Below are 15,343 nucleotides of genomic sequence, written 5' to 3' on the forward strand. Positions count from 1 at the left end.
GTCGATCCAGTCCCAATCGACCTTGCCGGCAAGCTGAACCAGCTCGTGCTTCATATTGATGATCTGGTCCAGCCTGGCCCGGAACAGATCGCCCGATTCCGTCGTCCTGTGCTTCTTCGGTCGCATCGCCACCTCCGATGCGACGACGGAATCATGACTGGCGATTCGACGGAATCCTGAAAATGAAATTGCAAGGTTCCGATGCCCCAAGCATCAAAACCCTGCAATCGCAAAACAGCCCACAAAGACAAATGCGATTCTAGCTCAATCGCTTAGCCGCTCTTCACGGACGACTAGCCGGTGTGGCTTTCCCGGGTGTCGCTTCGCTCACCCGGGCTACAAGCTACAAGCGCGAAGGCGGTGCTACCCCGCCGGCATCCGCGTCTCGACCAGGCGCGCCCAGAACGAGGCGCCGTGGCCCAGAATGTTGTCGTTGAAGATGTAACCCGGGTGGTGGCACTCGTTGCCGTCGCCCATGCCGACCAGCACCATCGCGCCGGGGCGTGCTTCCAGCATGAAGGAGAAATCCTCGGCGCCCATCATCGGGATGAACTTGTCGTTGACGCGCTCGGTGCCGACGATGTCGCGGGCGACCTCGGCGGCAATGCCGGCCTCGCGGGCATGGTTCATCGTCACCGGGTACATCCGCGTGTACTTCGTCTCGGCCGAGCCGCCATAGGCGCGGGCGATACTGTCGGCGACTTCGCCGATGCGGCGCTCGACGAGATCGCGCACCTCGGGGTCGAGCGTGCGCACGGTGCCGCCGAGCTCGGCGACCTCCGGGATGATGTTGAAGGCGGTGCCGGAATGGAACTGCGTGATCGAGATCACCGCCGATTTCAGCGGGTCGACGTTGCGCGCGACGATCGATTGCAGCGCATTCACGATCTGCGAGCCGATCAGCACGCTGTCGACTGATTTGTGCGGGCCTGCGCCGGCGTGCCCGCCCTTGCCGCGGACGGTGATCTGGATGTTGTCGGAGGACGCGAGCATCGCGCCGGGCGTGGTCGCGAAATGACCCTCGGGCAGGCCCGGCATGTTGTGCATGCCGTACACCTCCTGGATGTTCCAGCGCGTCATCAGCCCGTCCTCGACCATCGCCTTGCCGCCGCCGCCGCCTTCTTCGGCGGGCTGGAAGATCATCACGGCCGTGCCGTCGAAATTGCGGGTCTCGGCGAGGTATTTGGCGGCGCCCAGCAGCATGGCGGTGTGGCCGTCATGCCCGCAGGCGTGCATCTTGCCGGGGACCTTGGAGGCATAGGGCACGCCCGACGTCTCCATGATCGGCAGCGCGTCCATGTCGGCGCGCAGGCCGATGGCCTTGCCGGAGGCTGACTTGCGGCCGCGGATCACGCCGACCACGCCGGTGCGGCCGATGCCCGTCACCACCTCGTCGCACCCGAACTCGCGAAGCCTGTCGGCCACGATGCCGGCGGTGCGGTGGACTTCGTAGAGCAGCTCGGGGTTCTCGTGGAAGTCATGGCGCCAGGCGGCCATTTCGTCGGAGAGGGCGGCAACGCGGTTGACGATGGGCATGGGGGGATCCGTTTTCTGTCGTCGTTGGTAGGGTGGGTTAGCCCTGCAGATGCGCATAGCGCATCTGCGCGGCGTAACCCACCACTGTTTGTCTCAGCGGGAGCGACAAGAGGTGGGTTACGCCCAGCGGACTGCGCTGCGCGCAGGCCGCAAGGCTAACCCACCCTACGATTTACGCTTCCCCGAACACGCGCTTGAAAATCGTGTCGACGTGCTTGAGGTGATAGCCGAGGTCGAACTGTTCCTCGATCTCGGTGTCGGAGAGATACTTCTTCACCTCGGTGTCCTTCTTCAGGAGCTGGAGGAAGTCGCCTTCGCCGCGCCAGACCGGCATGGCGTTGCGCTGCACGAGCTTGTAGGCATCCTCGCGGCTCGCGCCCTTCTGCGTCAGCGCCAGCAGCACGCGCTGCGAATGCACGAGGCCGCCGAGGCGGTCGAGGTTCTTCTGCATGTTGGCGGGATAGACGAGAAGCTTGTCGATCAGCCCGGCGAGGCGCACCAGCGCGAAGTCGAGCGTCACGGTGGCATCCGGCCCCATCATGCGCTCGGCGGAGGAGTGCGAGATGTCGCGTTCGTGCCAGAGCACGACGTTCTCCAGCGCCGGCGTCACATAGGCGCGCACCATGCGCGAGAGGCCGGTGAGGTTCTCCGACAGCACCGGGTTGCGCTTGTGCGGCATCGCGGACGAGCCCTTCTGCCCCTCCGAGAAGAACTCTTCGGCCTCCAGCACCTCGGTGCGCTGCATGTGGCGGATCTCCACCGCGATGCGCTCGATCGAGGAGGCGATCACGCCGAGCGTCGAGAAATACATGGCGTGACGATCGCGCGGGATCACCTGCGTCGAGATCGGCTCCGGCACAAGCCCCATGGCTTTCGCGACATGCTCTTCGACGCGCGGATCGATCTGCGCGAAGGTGCCGACGGCGCCGGAAATGGCGCAGGTCGCGACTTCTTTCCGCGCTGCAATCAGGCGCTCCTTGGCGCGGGTGAATTCGGCATAGGCATAAGCGAGCTTGAGACCGAAGGTGACGGGCTCGGCATGGATGCCATGGCTGCGGCCGATGGTCGGTGTCATCTTGTGCTCGAACGCGCGCTTCTTGAGCGCGGCCAGCACCTTGTCGAGGTCGGCGAGCAACAGGTCGGCGGCGCGGGTGAGCTGGACGTTGAGGCAGGTATCGAGCACGTCGGAGGAGGTCATGCCCTGGTGCACGAAGCGCGCCTCGGGACCGACAATCTCGGCGAGGTGGGTGAGGAAGGCGATGACGTCGTGCTTGGTCTCGCGCTCGATCTCGTCGATGCGGGCGACGTCGAACGTGGCGTCCTTGGCCTTGGCCCAGACCGTTCTGGCGGCCTCCTTGGGGATGGTTCCGAGCTCGGCGAGCGCGTCCGCCGCATGCGCCTCGATCTCAAACCAGATCTTGAACCGGGTCTGCGGCTCCCAGATCGAGGCCATTTCCGGGCGGGTGTAGCGGGGGATCATCTGAAGGCTCCAGCAAGGTAGGCGGGCGGCCCAAGGGGGATGTGCCGGCCAGAATGTTTTTTACGCCGTGATTTAGCAGAGCTGGGAGGCCTGAACAAACAGCGGGCGCAAGCTAGCAGGGGATGATTGAAGCAGGCAGCCAACGCCAAGGTTCGGCCGGTAGCGGTATCCGGCGAGGGGCCTCCCCCGGCCACAGAAATCAGCGGTCAATCACGGATCATTGACTGACAGATATTGAAATCTGTCAGCGAGACATGTATATCCGTCTCCGGACGCTCCGATTGGGCGTCCCGCGTGACCCCGGATCGAAGAACGGGGACCGCGGACGAATGGAGACTTACGACAATGACGACCGAAATCCTCAATTTCACCGGCGTAATTGGGCATTGGCTCAATTTGCTGGTGGCGCGCCAGATCGCGGCGCAGGCTGCAAAACTGCCTCATTAAGGCATAGGCTTTCCGAACGACCGGCAAGGGCGCTTCGGAAGCAGCCCTAGTGCCGGGTAACTGAGCCCCAAACGGGAACATGGTGCTGGCATGAATGAAGCCGTTGTCTTGACGCCGGAGCGGATCCTCGAAGTCACCGAGGACGTGCTCAGGCGCTACGGGCTTGCCAAGGCCACCGTGGTCGACGTTGCCCGTGCGCTCGATGTGAGCCATGGCAGCGTCTATCGCCATTTCCCCAGCAAGGCCTCGCTGCGCGAGGCCGTTGCCAAACGCTGGCTGGACCGCATCGACGCGCCGTTGCTGGCGATCGCCAACGAGCAGGGGTCGGCGCACGACAGGCTCGACCGCTGGCTGCGCACGCTGTTCGCAGCCAAGCGTTCGCGTGTGCTCGACGATCCCGAAATGTTCGAGACCTACCTGACGCTGGCGCGCGAGGCCTGCGCGGCCGTCAAATGTCACAAGGACACCATGATCGACCAGATCGCGGCGATCCTGACCGATGGCGTGAAGCGGGGCGAATTCGCGGTGGGCGACGTCAAGGCAACCGCGCGCGCGATCTTCGATGCGACCGTCCGCTTCCACCATCCGGCCCATGCCGACGAGTGGAAGGACGCCGATCTCTCCGCGCGCGTCGATGCGACGCTCGCTCTGCTGCTGCGCGGGCTGAGGACGGCCTAACCGCGGCAGACTTATCCCGATCATGCTCCGGGGCCGGAGGGCCCATGCAGGCTGGGCTCATCAACCTCGCGTCTTCTGGAGAGCGGCGCCGTCGCGAAGCGACGGCGAGGATGCCGATCGTCTTCGCGCTTGGAAGGCATGATCGGGCGACGGCACGACGGGCGGACTGTCCGGATATGCGTTGACGGCGATTTCGACGGCGTCCTTCGACCGCTTTCGCAGCCGGTAGAATGTCAGCTCCTGATCGAACATGGGGCAGCGAAAGTGGACGACGGCCGTGTCCGGCAGGCGGCAAAGTTCATCGATGAGCTCGCCTACCGTGATGATCGGGGGATGGTCGACTGCCTTATGGTGACCCTTACTCATGACCCTTTACTCCTTCTCTGGCGTACTAACCGGAGCCGGATCGGCTCCGTTCCAATTTCGTTCAGCAGATTGAGAAGCTTCAGGGGATAAGGCAGTGCGGCAGCCTGACTGCTAGATCCTGGTCAGCCCACAGGTCGCGGCCAGCCGCACGAGTTGCGCATCCGTGCGCGCGCCGGTCTTGGTCTTGATCAGGTAGTGATAGTTCTGCACCGTCTTGACGCTGAGATTGAGATGCGTCGCGATCTGCTCGGTGGTGGCGCCGCCGGCGAATTGACGCAGGATCTCGATCTCGCGCTCACCCAGCTGGTCCAGCGCCGAACCCGTCGGCGACAGGCTGTCCTCGGCCAGAATATGCGCGATGTCGTCGCTCATGGCGCGCTCACCGCGTGCCACGCTGCGGATGGCGTGCACAACCGCGGACGGCTCGCTGCTCTTGGTGACGAAGCCCGAGGCTCCGGCGCCGAAGGCGGCCTTCACCAGCACGGCTTCGTTGTGCATGGTGAAGACGAGGATCCGCGCCCGCGGGCTGCGCGCGCGGATGTTGCGGATCGCCTCCAGCCCGCTCGCGCCGGGCATCGAGATATCGAGCACGACGACGTCGGGGTCATGCGCCTTGAATGCGCTGTAGGCGTCCGCGGCGTTGTCGGCCTCCGCCACGACATGCAGATCGCCCTGGCTTTCCAGCACGCGCCGGTAGCCTTGCCGGACGATCGGGTGGTCGTCGACCAGCAGCACGGAGATGCCTGTTGCTGCAACCTCGCTCATCCCGGCCTCACGCAGCGAGCGGGATGGTGGCGGCAACGCTGAGGCCGCCGCGGGCCGGCAGGATCGACAGCGATCCGCCGGCTGCCGTGACGCGCTCGCGGATGCCCGTCAGGCCGAAACCGGTCGACTGCGCGACACGGGCCGCGTCGCCGCCGCCGTCATCCTCGACGCGGATCAGCAGCGCATCGCCCTCGCCGGCACGACGTTCGACGCGCAGGCTGATCTCGCGCGCCGCGCCGTGACGTAGCGCGTTGGTCAGGCATTCCTGTGCCACGCGATAGGCCGTGTTGGCGGCCGAACCGCTGATGTCGGTGAGGTCACCCCTGAGATCGAGCTGGATCGTCGGCCGCGCCGCGCTCTGTGAGCGCCAGCTGTCGACGAGATTGACGAGGCTTGCCTCGAGCCCGAGCTCCTCGGGCAGCGGATTGCGCAGACGCTTCAGCGCATCGCGGAGCGAGGCCATCAGATGATGGGTGGCCTGCGAGATCATGCGCGCATCCTGGGCGATTCCCGTGCTGCGATCCTTCGTGCTCGCTGTCTCGATTGTGTTGGCGAAGGCGAGAATGGCGGAGAGATTTTGCCCGAACTCGTCGTGCAGCTCGCGGGCGAGGGCGCGACGCTCGTCGTCGCGGATTTCGATCAGGCGCCGCGTCAGGGCGGCGCGCTGCTCGGTAGCTTCCTCCAGCCTGTTGCCGAGCTCGCCGACGGCGCTGCCGATCATCGCCAGCTCCATCGAGCGGAAGCGCGGCAGCTTCGTGCGATATTGACCGCGCGCCATGCGCTGCAAGGCGGTCACGATCGTGCGCGCCGGCGCCAGCGCATGTGCGATCGCGAGCGAGGCCAGCAGCGCAATTGCCGCCGCCATGAGCAGCGCGACATCGATCACATTGAGGATGTACTCCCAGGCCAGCGAGACGGCCGCCGCGCCGTCCGGCGTCGCAACCACCGTGCCGGCAGCCGCCGCGCGGGGGCTGACGGGCCGGATGACCTCGGCGTGGCTGCCGAGGAAGGTGGGCACAATGGCGGCGAACCAGCGCGGCGCCGCCTTGCCCAGCCCCTCGCTCTGGCCGCAGAGCGGCTTCTCGAATGCCACAGCCGGCTGGAACTCGACGCAGACGCCGGGCGAGATCAGCTTCATCGTCTCCAGCGTGCGCCAGTCCGGAACCGGCAGGAGATGCTCGCGCGCTCTGCTGCTGCGCAACAAAAGCTCGCGCCAATACAGTGCCTGGAGCGCTTGGGCGACCCGCTGCGCCGAGGCCGCGGTCGCCCGATCGACGCTGCGATAGGCGTCGAAGGTGGCCCACACGGTCGCGGCTCCGAGGCAGAGCACGACGATGAGCAGCAGACGGGCGACAAGCTGAAGCACGAGGCGCATGCGATCACCCCCGACGTTTGGTAAGGTCAGCCTAACAACGCCGCCGCGTCTTGCCAATTGTGGTGGTTGGGGTGGATTGCAGCTTGGGCAGATTTCCCAAGCCGGATTGGGCATGGGTCTTTGGACCTGAAACGGCGGCTTTGATCTAATCGGTGGGGACACGCTGCAGGCAGTGCCTGCAATCCGGGAGCGGTGCAGCATGAGTTCGATCACGATTGGACCGATCGCGGGGACTGCGACCGACCCGTCCGAGCGCAGTGCGCTGCTGTTCTGGATGATCTTCACCGGGCTCTCGATCTTCGCCGTCGTGCTGCTGTGGCGCTTCGGCCTGATCCACCTGATGCTGACCTCGGACCGCACCTACATCTCGAGCGTGATCGCGGCGCTCTATGTCCTCACCTGCGGCCATTGCTTCCTGCGCACGCGGGCGATTGCGCGTGAAGGCGCGGCGGCGCGGCGCTGCCGGGCGGTGCTGGCGGCGCCGGACGGCAGCAAGGCGCTGGATGCAAGCGCGGCGGTGCTGCCGAGCGGCCTCGTGCGCGACCACATCCAGAGCCTGGTGACGAAAGCCGCGGCGCAGGACTACCGGCCGGTCGACCAGACGCTGCTGTTGCGAAACCTCGCCGATCGCCTGCGCGGCTCCAATGGGTTCGGTGCTTTCGTCTCCGACACGCTGATGAAGCTCGGCCTGCTCGGCACCATCATCGGCTTCATCATCATGCTGGCGCCGATCGCGGGGCTGGATGCCGCCGACAAGGTCGCGATGCGATCTTCGATGGGCCTGATGAGCGACGGCATGGCGGTCGCGATGTACACGACGCTCGCCGGCCTCGTCGGCTCGATCCTGGTCCGCATCCAGTACTACATGCTGGACGCCGCGACCCAGCGGGTGTTCTCGGATGCGGTGCTGCTGACGGAGACCTATGTGACGCCGGTGCTGGAGCGCAAAGGTTCCGGTGCGCCGTCATGATGGATGATTTCGGTCTCTATCCGCGCGAGGAGCCGTTCGATCCGCTCGGTGTGATGCTGTTCAAGGCGCTCCAGGTGATCGCGTTCCTGTTCTTCCTGGCGCTGCTCGCGGTCTCGCCGGACGCCAAGGAGGGCAAGATCGACTCCAAGGCGGAGTTCATCATTACGATGGACTGGCCGGACAATCATCCTGATGATCTCGACCTCTTCGTGCAGGATCCGGCCGGCAACATCGCCTGGTATCGCCACCGGGAGGCCGGCTTCCTGACGCTCGACCGCGACGATCGCGGCGGAGCCAATGACTTCATCATCGTCAACGGCAAGAAGATCGCCTCGCCCATCCGCGAGGAGATCGTCACCGTGCGCGGCATCGTTGCCGGCGAGTACACCGTCAACGTCTCGCATTTCGTCGCCACCACCGGCGAGCCTGTGACCGCCAGTGTGAAGGTGCAGAAGCTCAATCCGACCGCGCAGGTGATCTTCGATAACAAGTTCACGCTCGACCACACCGGCGACGAAAAGACCGCGGTCCGATTCCGGATCGATGCGGAAGGCAAGGTCGTCGATGTCGATCAGCGGCCGAAATCGCTGCTGGAGACGTTCCGCAGCAGCTGGCGCAACGGCGGCGATCTCGATCCCAGGACCGGCGTGAGCAGGAACGCTACGAGGGTCCGCCGTGACTAGCCTGCAAACGATCATCCTGACGCTGTCGGTCGCTTATGCCGTCATCGGCGCGCTGCTGCTGGTCGTTCTGGTCTATGCACGGCTGCACTGGTCACTGAAGGCGGTCGCGGTGGTCGTGACCAGCACCTTCTACATCGTCAGCTTCACCGAAATGCGCGGCCTGCTCGGCTGGGCCAGCACGGACCGGCTGCCGGCCACGTTCAAGCTCCTGAAGGCCCGCATCGTCGAGCCGCATTCGCTTCAGGGCGATCCCGGCTCGATCTACCTCTGGGTCGAGGCGCTGGACGAGGACAATCGCCCGAGCGGCATCCCGCGCGCCTTCCGTGTGCCCTACAATGACCGGCTAGCCGACAAGACCCACGCCGCCGAGAACGAGATCGCGGCCGGTCATCCGCAAGGAGGGCGTGCGGCCGATTTCGGCGGCGGCGACGGCAGCCTGATCGACATGGTCCGGGAATATGTGACCCCGAAGACCATCCTGGAGACCAGCGGCGGCGATTCCTCGACCGGCGAGTTCAATGCCACGCCCGCCGGCGCGGAAGGCGCGGTGTTCACCCCGATTCCACCACCCCGAATGCCGCCGAAGGACGAGCAATAGGCCCTTCACCATCACCGCAGAGCAGTGCTGGCAAAGGGCCCAATGTTGGCGCATCCTGTTGACCTCCCTCAATTTGGCCTCATCGGCCTCGAATAAGAATTTGAGGGTGGAGGGTGCGTGCTTCTCGCTGTCTTCTCGGATATCCACGGCAACCGGCAGGCGTTCGAAGCTTGCTTGAAGATCGCCCGTGCGAAGGGCGCGGAGCGCTTCGTCCTGCTCGGCGATTTCGTTGGTTATGGCGCCGATCCGGAATGGGTGGTGGACACCGCGATGGAGCTCGTTGCGCAGGGCGCCGTCGCCGTTCGCGGCAATCACGACCAGGCGGTCAATTCCTCGGCCGAGACCATGAACGCCGAGGCGCAGATCGCGATCGAATGGACCCGCGGCCGGCTCGACACCGCGCAGCGGCGGTTCCTGGCTGAATTGCCGATGCTGGTGGAGGACAGCGACCGCCTGTTCGTGCATTCGGAGGCCTCCAGCCCCCAGCGCTGGCACTATGTCCGCTCGACGGTGGACGCCGCCAAGAGCCTGATCGCGACGCCCGCCCATGTCACGTTCTGCGGCCACATCCATCGCCCCGCGCTCTATTCGATGTCGGTGACGGCCAAGATGACGAGCTTCGTGCCGAAGACCGACGTCCCCGTGCAGCTCCTGCGCGGACGGCAATGGCTCGCCGTGCTTGGCTCGGTCGGCCAGCCCCGCGACGGCGATCCCTCGGCGTCCTTCGTGCTGTTCGACACGGTCTCGTGCCAGATCATCTATTGCCGCGCACCCTATGACATCGCGACCGCGGCAAGCAGGATCCGCGACAACGGACTGCCGCCCTGGCTGGCCGACAGGCTGTCGCAAGGGCGCTGACCGCGATGCCGAAACTCCTGGTCAAGTCAGGCGCGGAGATCGACGGTTACACCATCGGTGAATGCGTGCATGCCGGCGGCATGGCGACGCTGTGGACCGTCACCCATCCGGGCATCGACGTGCCCTTGCTGATGAAGATCCCGCGGGTGTCGGAGGGCGAGGACCCCGCCGCGATCGTCTCCTTCGAGATGGAGATGATGATCCTGCCGCGGCTCGCGGGTCCGCACGTGCCGGCCTGCTTCGGCACCGGTGATTTCGCCCACCAGGCCTATGTCGTGATCGAGCGCATCCCAGGCGCCACGCTCTACAAGCGGCTCCCTGAGCTGCCGCTGCCCTATGACGAGGCGCGGCAGCTCGTCGCCAAGATCGCAACTGCGCTCGCTGATTTGCACCGGCAGAACGTGATCCATCACGACATCAAGCCGAGCAGCATCATGTTCCGCGATTCCGGCGAGGCGGTGCTGATCGACTACGGGCTGTCGCATCACAACCACCTGCCGGACCTCCTGCAGGAGGAATTCCGCCTGCCTTACGGCACCGCGCCCTATATGGCGCCCGAGCGGCTGTCAGGGGTGCGCGACGATCCGCGCAGCGACCTGTTCTCGCTCGGCGTGCTGCTCTATTTCTTCACGACCGGCGAGCGGCCGTTCGGCGAGGGCGAGACGCTGCGCGCGATGCGGCGCCGGCTCTGGCGCGACCCGCATCCGCCGCGCAAGATCCGCGCGGACTATCCGCCCTGGCTTCAGGAGGTGGTGTTGCGGTGTCTCGAGATCGAGCCGGTGTGGCGCTACCCGACGGCGTCCCAGCTCGCCTTCGATCTCGCCCATCCGGACCAGGTCAAGCTCACCGCGCGCTCGGAGCGGGTGAAACGTGATCCCCTCAGCGTCGCGTGGCGGCGTCGTTTCAACCTTGGCGCCATGGCGCCGCGCGCGAAATCGGATGTCGCCGTCCAGATCGCATCGAGCCCGATCCTTGCTGTCGCGCTCGACACCGTGGAGGGCGCACCGGAGCTGAACGAGGCGTTGCGCGTGACCACCGAGCGCATCCTCGCCACCTTGCCGTCGGCGCGGCTCGCCTGCGTCAACGTGCTCAAGCTGAACCGGATCGCGATCGACCGGACGCTGGACGAGCAGGGCTCCAACAAGCATATCGACCGCCTGGTCGCGCTCAGGCATTGGGCGACGCCGCTCAAGCTGGATGAGAGCCGGCTGACGGCTCATGTGCTGGAGTCGGTCGATCCCGCCGCCGCGATCCTGGAATTCGCCGAGGCCAACCAGGTCGACCACGTCATCATCGGCGCACGGCAGAGCTCGTTCAGGCGCACGCTGCTCGGCAGTGTCTCGGCCAAGGTGGCCGCGGAAGCGAGCTGCACCGTCACCGTGGTGCGGCCGCAGCGGCTGGCTGGCAATGTCGGCGGCTCAGATTCCGGCGACAGGGCGGGATAGCCCGCCTGGCGTCCTGCGGGTCTGGATCAGGCCGCGTGGGCGGAGCGGTTGCGGCGGATGGGCCAGGAGAATTCCGGGCCGGGTTCGCCGTGATCCGCGCCGCCGCCAAAATACTGGATGATCTCGCGGCAAGGCTCGCAACTGAACAGGTTACGCGACGCGGACGCCTTGGTCATTTCCTTCAGGCAGTTCGGGCAATGCGGCTTCATCAGTATCGAGTCCAATCCAGAATCTTCAATGCCGGTTCGGTGACCGGAGCGGGTAGTCCAGGTCCGCCTTTTCCTCTCCCGGATCGTCCCGCATCTCGCCTTCGGCGAGCTCAAGCCGTCCGAAGAAGTAGTCGAGGCCGGGATGCGGACGACGCGGAATACGGCACCTGCGCTTCGGCTGGCGCTTCACGAGCGCGAATTGCACGGCGTCAGATCCGGTTGCGAGGGACGCTGCGCGCCGAACGTGCCGGGACCTGCACCGGTCCGGTCGAAGGGCCGAACAGAACAAACGCACTGAAACCAAGCCACAACGCCACGCCAGTCCAGACCAGGGTCGTCGTCATGATGTGCTCCCGTGAAAAACAGGCAAGAACCACTCGCAGTGATTTGCGCGAATCAGGGAAGTCCGGAGGAGTACGGAACGAGGTTGCAATTTTCAGCAATTGCCCACTGCAGCGCCTGGAGGCGCTCCAGTTTATTGCGCGGGCGACCGCCGCACCTTTCCGGCGCGTGCGCCCTCGAGGATATCCCGGATGCGCGGAGCGTTTCGAACACAGCGAAACCCGTAGCGGCCGGTGTAGTCGGTATCGGGCGAACGGGTCGATCGCCCTGACGCGAAGTTGAGATGGCCGGTGCCGCCGCCGATGTCGAGGATTTCGAACGCAGTGTCCATTGCCCGGAACGGCGTCTGGCTGACGGTCCGCCTGCCCCAGGCCGTTCGCAGGATCAGCGCGCGGCGATCGGTGATCACATAGAGCGTCTGCAGGTCGTGCAGCAGCATCACCAGCGGAGCCGCAACCATCGCAACGCCAAGCATCATGAGAGGTTGGGCCGCTTGGTCGATCCAATCGTTCCCGGCGGCGACGGCGGTCAGCAACAGCCAGGGGAAGCCGATCCACCACAGAAATCGCCACATGATCATCCGGGCAACGCCGTCGGGCTGGCCCTGCCAGACCACCTGCTCGCCGTCCTGCAAGGTCTCGGCGAGCAGGCGCCGCAAGCCTGCCAGGAAGGGAGTGGCACGGATCTCATCCATTCCCGTTGGTCGCTGCGGCCATAAGGCCGGTTCGGCGCGCGAATGGAGGTCAGATGGCCTCGCCGCGGGCTCCCAGCGCGGCGTTGCGGATCGCGGCGATGTTGGCCTTGTAGGCGTCCTGCGTGCCGCCCTTGAACACGGAGGTGCCGGCGACGAAGGCGTTGGCGCCGGCCGCCGCGAGCGCGCCGGCAACGTCGGGGCCGACGCCGCCGTCGACCTCGATGTCGATCGGACGGCCCGCCGTCATCGCGCGGATGTCGCGGATCTTGCCGATCGCCGAGGCGATGAAAGCCTGGCCGCCGAAGCCGGGATTGACCGACATCACCAGCACGAGGTCGACGAGGTCGAGGACGTATTCGAGCGCGCTGATCGGCGTCGCCGGATTGAGCGAGACGCCGGCCTTCTTGCCGAGCGCGCGGATCGCCTGCAGCGAGCGGTGAAGGTGGGGACCTGCCTCCGCATGCACGGTGATGTGGTCGCAGCCGGCTTTCGCGAAGGCCTCGAGATAGGGATCGCAGGGCGAGATCATCAGATGCGCGTCGAAGATCTTCTTGGTGTGCGGACGCATCGCCTTGATGACATCGGGGCCGTAGGAGATGTTCGGAACGAAGTGCCCGTCCATCACGTCGAGATGGATCCAGTCGGCGCCGGCGGCATCCACCGCGCGCACCTCCTCGCCGAGCCTGGAGAAGTCCGAGGCCAGGATCGAGGGCGCAATGGCCAGGGGGCGGGGGGCGAAGGCTTGGGTCATGGCGCGTTTTCCCGTGGCGGCCGTGAAAGATGGCCTCGCCTAACATGGGCCTCCGTGGCGGGCAATGCAGGGAAGCCGCGCTTCCTGTGGGCGGAAATTTCTGCCGCGACCGGCACGAATTGCCGGTGCTCCCCGGCGGTGCCGAGCGCGGCGGAGGCGGATTTCATTGAGCTTTTCACGATGGCATGGCGCTTGCTGACGTCAGTCCGGAACATTGGCTGCGGCATGCCGCATCGGTTGGAGTTGTGCAATGTTGTTCGCCCTTGGTGCGGTCTCGAGTGCGCTCGGCGCGATCCAGTCGCTGACGAACTCGAAATCGTCCTCATCGACGCAGAAGACGGGATCGACGCAAGGCGCGACTAACCCGTTCGCAATCGACAGCGGCAGCAGCACGACCAGCGGCGCGGCCCCGTCGGTCAACTCGGGCAGATATCCGCAGATCTCGCCGGAGACGATGAACGCGCTGTTCGCGGCGCAGGGCCAGTCGACGGACACGAGCGCCGCGACCAGCGCATCCTCGATCAGGTCGGCGTCTTCGGCATCGAAGAGTCCCGAGGATGCGCTGAAGGACCTGTTCTCGCAGATCGATGGCGACGGTGACGGCAAGATCACCAAGTCCGAGTTCGAGGACGCCCTCGGCGCGGGCGGCACCAATCTGGCCAAGGCCGACGAGGTGTTCTCGAAGATGGACGCGAATGCGGATGGCGACATCAATCTCGGAGAGATGACGAAGGCGCTGCGGGGCGGCCACGGCCATCACGCTGAGGGTGCCGGCGGCTCGGGCGGTGGTTCGGACTCCTCGTCGCAATCCGGCGGCGGCTCGACGTCGACCACGACGACCAATGCCGATGGCTCGACCACCACCACCGTCACCTATGCCGACGGCTTCAAGATGTCGACCACCGTGCCTGGCGCCTCCAGCAGTTCGAATGCCAGCGGCGGCGGCAATTCGCCTTATGACTGGTTCGGGCAAATGATGCAGCGTCAGGCGCAGGCTTCGGCGGGGTCGGCTTCATCGATGTCGATGAGCGTGTAAGCGCACTCCAGGGCTACCCGCATATTGGTGCGTGATGTCACGATAGACATAGCGGTCGCGGATCTCGCGATTGAAGAACGTCCCTTTCGAGCGCGAATCCCTGAACGCGGCAACGACCTCGGGCGGAACATCCTCATAAACATAGAGTCGCCCGCTGACGAACGTTACCTCGAGCTCGCGTTTCTCTGGCGCATAGCGAAAGAACCGGATCACGGAAGAGGGCATGGCCGCGCACCTTGTCCGCCTGTTAACGCGTTGGAGGCCGTTTCGTTTCTCGCGTAGAGCGATGAGATCCGTTCGATCGCTACAACGGAAGTGCACTATCTCTGCCGCTTGCGGGGGAGGGTAACCGCATATGAGAGTGATATCGCTTGTGGCCATCCTTCGAGACGTCCGCCGTTGGCGGGCCCTCAGGATGAGGACCGAGTGCCTGGTGCTGGTTTCAGCGGGCTCCGATGCCACTTAGCCTCATCCTGAGGAGACAGCGAAGCTGTCGTCTCGAAGGACGAGGCGCGCGCTCAGCTTGCGCAAAGCACCATATGCAATTGCCCTGCGCTAGCGGGAGAGGGTTGGGGAGAGGGTGTTTCCGAAATGGGACGATCCCCTATAGGAGAAGGTCCTCACCCGCGCCTGTCATCGGGCGCCTTCGGCGCGACCCGGTGGGCGCGACCTCTTCCGCAAGCGGGAGAGGTTGCACCGAGCCCGTCGCGATCGATTCAACCTAAGGCCATTACGCTTTGGGCGTGTACTCATAAAAGCCATGTCAGCTCCTGAGGGAAGATCGGAAATCTTCTGCTGGGCTGAGCGCTACCGCTTTTGACCCTGGCTGTGTGAAAACACTGGACTGCTGTTATGATTCTCCTGTGATTCTTTGGGGGAATCGATGAGGCGCTTCGTTGAAGAGGCGGATCGTGGGCAGCGGACGCTGTTGCCCGAATGCCTCGATGACTTCATTGACGAGAGCAACCCAGTTCGCGTGATCGACGTATTTGTCGATGCGCTCGGTTTGGCTGAGATGGGCTTTGAGGGTGTGGAGCCGGCGGCCACGGGTCGGCCGTCGTACCATCCCTCGGTGCTCCTTAAGCTTTACATCTACGGCTATCTGAACCG

At 65.1% G+C, this 15,343-nt stretch carries 19 protein-coding genes; 8 read left to right on the forward strand and 11 right to left on the reverse strand.

The window, feature by feature from the left end:
- Positions 1-363: 363 nt before the first annotated feature.
- A complete protein-coding gene (locus H1B27_RS38505) occupies positions 364-1,536 on the reverse strand; it encodes a M20 aminoacylase family protein (RefSeq protein ID WP_197969617.1) in 1,173 nt (390 codons plus the stop codon).
- 172 nt (positions 1,537-1,708) lie between these two features.
- Positions 1,709-3,016, reverse strand: coding sequence for an adenylosuccinate lyase (gene purB / locus H1B27_RS38510; RefSeq protein WP_197969618.1), 1,308 nt, complete (start codon positions 3,014-3,016; stop codon positions 1,709-1,711).
- A 537-nt stretch (positions 3,017-3,553) separates the two neighbouring features.
- Between purB and H1B27_RS38515 the strand changes: the two genes are divergently transcribed.
- Positions 3,554-4,141 (forward strand): TetR/AcrR family transcriptional regulator, encoded by a 588-nt coding sequence (locus H1B27_RS38515; RefSeq protein WP_197969619.1) that lies wholly within the window; start codon positions 3,554-3,556, stop codon positions 4,139-4,141.
- A 60-nt stretch (positions 4,142-4,201) separates the two neighbouring features.
- On the opposite strand, the gene H1B27_RS38520 is transcribed toward H1B27_RS38515, so the two are convergent.
- From H1B27_RS38520 to H1B27_RS38530, 3 genes are all read right to left on the reverse strand, one after another.
- Complete coding sequence (locus tag H1B27_RS38520; protein WP_197969620.1) at positions 4,202-4,507, reverse strand: hypothetical protein; 306 nt, start codon at positions 4,505-4,507, stop codon at positions 4,202-4,204.
- A gap of 111 nt (positions 4,508-4,618) precedes the next feature.
- Positions 4,619-5,272, reverse strand: coding sequence for a response regulator (locus H1B27_RS38525; protein WP_061882939.1), 654 nt, complete (start codon positions 5,270-5,272; stop codon positions 4,619-4,621).
- Between the two features lie 7 nt (positions 5,273-5,279).
- On the reverse strand, positions 5,280-6,647 hold the full coding sequence (locus H1B27_RS38530) for a sensor histidine kinase (protein ID WP_197969621.1): 1,368 nt from the start codon (positions 6,645-6,647) through the stop codon (positions 5,280-5,282).
- 199 nt (positions 6,648-6,846) lie between these two features.
- Between H1B27_RS38530 and H1B27_RS38535 the strand changes: the two genes are divergently transcribed.
- From H1B27_RS38535 to H1B27_RS38555, 5 genes are all read left to right on the forward strand, one after another.
- Entirely contained in the window at positions 6,847-7,617 is a 771-nt protein-coding gene (locus tag H1B27_RS38535; protein WP_197969622.1) for a MotA/TolQ/ExbB proton channel family protein, read from the forward strand.
- The gene (locus tag H1B27_RS38540) at positions 7,614-8,300 is read left to right on the forward strand and encodes a DUF2135 domain-containing protein (RefSeq protein ID WP_061882936.1); all 687 of its coding nucleotides are present in this window, start codon (positions 7,614-7,616) and stop codon (positions 8,298-8,300) included. Before H1B27_RS38535 ends, H1B27_RS38540 begins: the two co-directional genes overlap by 4 nt.
- The gene (locus tag H1B27_RS38545) at positions 8,293-8,898 is read left to right on the forward strand and encodes a hypothetical protein (protein WP_197969623.1); all 606 of its coding nucleotides are present in this window, start codon (positions 8,293-8,295) and stop codon (positions 8,896-8,898) included. The genes H1B27_RS38540 and H1B27_RS38545 overlap by 8 nt, the downstream gene beginning before the upstream one ends.
- A gap of 117 nt (positions 8,899-9,015) precedes the next feature.
- Positions 9,016-9,756 (forward strand): metallophosphoesterase family protein, encoded by a 741-nt coding sequence (locus H1B27_RS38550; protein ID WP_061882934.1) that lies wholly within the window; start codon positions 9,016-9,018, stop codon positions 9,754-9,756.
- A 5-nt stretch (positions 9,757-9,761) separates the two neighbouring features.
- Positions 9,762-11,201 (forward strand): serine/threonine protein kinase, encoded by a 1,440-nt coding sequence (locus H1B27_RS38555; protein WP_197969624.1) that lies wholly within the window; start codon positions 9,762-9,764, stop codon positions 11,199-11,201.
- 26 nt (positions 11,202-11,227) lie between these two features.
- On the opposite strand, the gene H1B27_RS38560 is transcribed toward H1B27_RS38555, so the two are convergent.
- The 5 genes from H1B27_RS38560 to rpe form a co-directional block, all read right to left on the reverse strand.
- Positions 11,228-11,410 carry a hypothetical protein gene (locus H1B27_RS38560; RefSeq protein WP_061882932.1) on the reverse strand — a complete coding sequence of 61 codons (183 nt, stop codon included), beginning with the start codon at positions 11,408-11,410 and terminating at the stop codon, positions 11,228-11,230.
- Between the two features lie 25 nt (positions 11,411-11,435).
- The gene (locus H1B27_RS38565) at positions 11,436-11,615 is read right to left on the reverse strand and encodes a hypothetical protein (protein WP_061882931.1); all 180 of its coding nucleotides are present in this window, start codon (positions 11,613-11,615) and stop codon (positions 11,436-11,438) included.
- A gap of 4 nt (positions 11,616-11,619) precedes the next feature.
- A complete protein-coding gene (locus H1B27_RS40935) occupies positions 11,620-11,754 on the reverse strand; it encodes a hypothetical protein (protein ID WP_256469037.1) in 135 nt (44 codons plus the stop codon).
- Positions 11,755-11,885: 131 nt separating this feature from the next.
- Positions 11,886-12,446, reverse strand: coding sequence for a hypothetical protein (locus H1B27_RS38570; protein ID WP_061882930.1), 561 nt, complete (start codon positions 12,444-12,446; stop codon positions 11,886-11,888).
- A gap of 49 nt (positions 12,447-12,495) precedes the next feature.
- Entirely contained in the window at positions 12,496-13,197 is a 702-nt protein-coding gene (gene rpe, locus H1B27_RS38575; RefSeq protein WP_061882929.1) for a ribulose-phosphate 3-epimerase, read from the reverse strand.
- Positions 13,198-13,447: 250 nt separating this feature from the next.
- Here rpe and H1B27_RS38580 point away from each other — a divergent pair, with 250 nt between their 5' ends.
- On the forward strand, positions 13,448-14,233 hold the full coding sequence (locus H1B27_RS38580) for an EF-hand domain-containing protein (RefSeq protein ID WP_197969625.1): 786 nt from the start codon (positions 13,448-13,450) through the stop codon (positions 14,231-14,233).
- Here H1B27_RS38580 and H1B27_RS41345 read toward each other — a convergent pair.
- A complete protein-coding gene (locus tag H1B27_RS41345) occupies positions 14,210-14,614 on the reverse strand; it encodes a KTSC domain-containing protein (RefSeq protein ID WP_376709029.1) in 405 nt (134 codons plus the stop codon). The genes H1B27_RS38580 and H1B27_RS41345 overlap by 24 nt on opposite strands.
- Positions 14,615-15,116: 502 nt before the next feature.
- On the opposite strand from H1B27_RS41345, the gene H1B27_RS38590 reads away from it, so the two are divergent.
- On the forward strand, positions 15,117-15,343 hold a 227-nt coding region (locus tag H1B27_RS38590; protein WP_197969627.1), incomplete at its 3' end, for a transposase.

Origin of the sequence: Bradyrhizobium diversitatis, from assembly GCF_016031635.1 — a bacterium.
In the GTDB taxonomy this organism is placed as follows: domain Bacteria; phylum Pseudomonadota; class Alphaproteobacteria; order Rhizobiales; family Xanthobacteraceae; genus Bradyrhizobium; species Bradyrhizobium diversitatis.

Bases quoted from the DNA above. Each gene is read 5' to 3' on its own strand.
- H1B27_RS38505 (WP_197969617.1), bottom strand. From the start codon at position 1,536: ATGCCCATCGTCAACCGCGTTGCCGCCCTCTCCGACGAAATGGCCGCC.
- purB (WP_197969618.1), bottom strand. From the start codon at position 3,016: ATGATCCCCCGCTACACCCGCCCGGAAATGGCCTCGATCTGGGAGCCG.
- H1B27_RS38515 (WP_197969619.1), top strand. From the start codon at position 3,554: ATGAATGAAGCCGTTGTCTTGACGCCGGAGCGGATCCTCGAAGTCACC.
- H1B27_RS38520 (WP_197969620.1), bottom strand. From the start codon at position 4,507: ATGAGTAAGGGTCACCATAAGGCAGTCGACCATCCCCCGATCATCACG.
- H1B27_RS38525 (WP_061882939.1), bottom strand. From the start codon at position 5,272: ATGAGCGAGGTTGCAGCAACAGGCATCTCCGTGCTGCTGGTCGACGAC.
- H1B27_RS38530 (WP_197969621.1), bottom strand. From the start codon at position 6,647: ATGCGCCTCGTGCTTCAGCTTGTCGCCCGTCTGCTGCTCATCGTCGTG.
- H1B27_RS38535 (WP_197969622.1), top strand. From the start codon at position 6,847: ATGAGTTCGATCACGATTGGACCGATCGCGGGGACTGCGACCGACCCG.
- H1B27_RS38540 (WP_061882936.1), top strand. From the start codon at position 7,614: ATGATGGATGATTTCGGTCTCTATCCGCGCGAGGAGCCGTTCGATCCG.
- H1B27_RS38555 (WP_197969624.1), top strand. From the start codon at position 9,762: ATGCCGAAACTCCTGGTCAAGTCAGGCGCGGAGATCGACGGTTACACC.
- H1B27_RS38560 (WP_061882932.1), bottom strand. From the start codon at position 11,410: ATGAAGCCGCATTGCCCGAACTGCCTGAAGGAAATGACCAAGGCGTCC.
- H1B27_RS40935 (WP_256469037.1), bottom strand. From the start codon at position 11,754: ATGACGACGACCCTGGTCTGGACTGGCGTGGCGTTGTGGCTTGGTTTC.
- H1B27_RS38570 (WP_061882930.1), bottom strand. From the start codon at position 12,446: ATGGATGAGATCCGTGCCACTCCCTTCCTGGCAGGCTTGCGGCGCCTG.
- rpe (WP_061882929.1), bottom strand. From the start codon at position 13,197: ATGACCCAAGCCTTCGCCCCCCGCCCCCTGGCCATTGCGCCCTCGATC.
- H1B27_RS38580 (WP_197969625.1), top strand. From the start codon at position 13,448: ATGTTGTTCGCCCTTGGTGCGGTCTCGAGTGCGCTCGGCGCGATCCAG.
- H1B27_RS41345 (WP_376709029.1), bottom strand. From the start codon at position 14,614: ATGGCCACAAGCGATATCACTCTCATATGCGGTTACCCTCCCCCGCAA.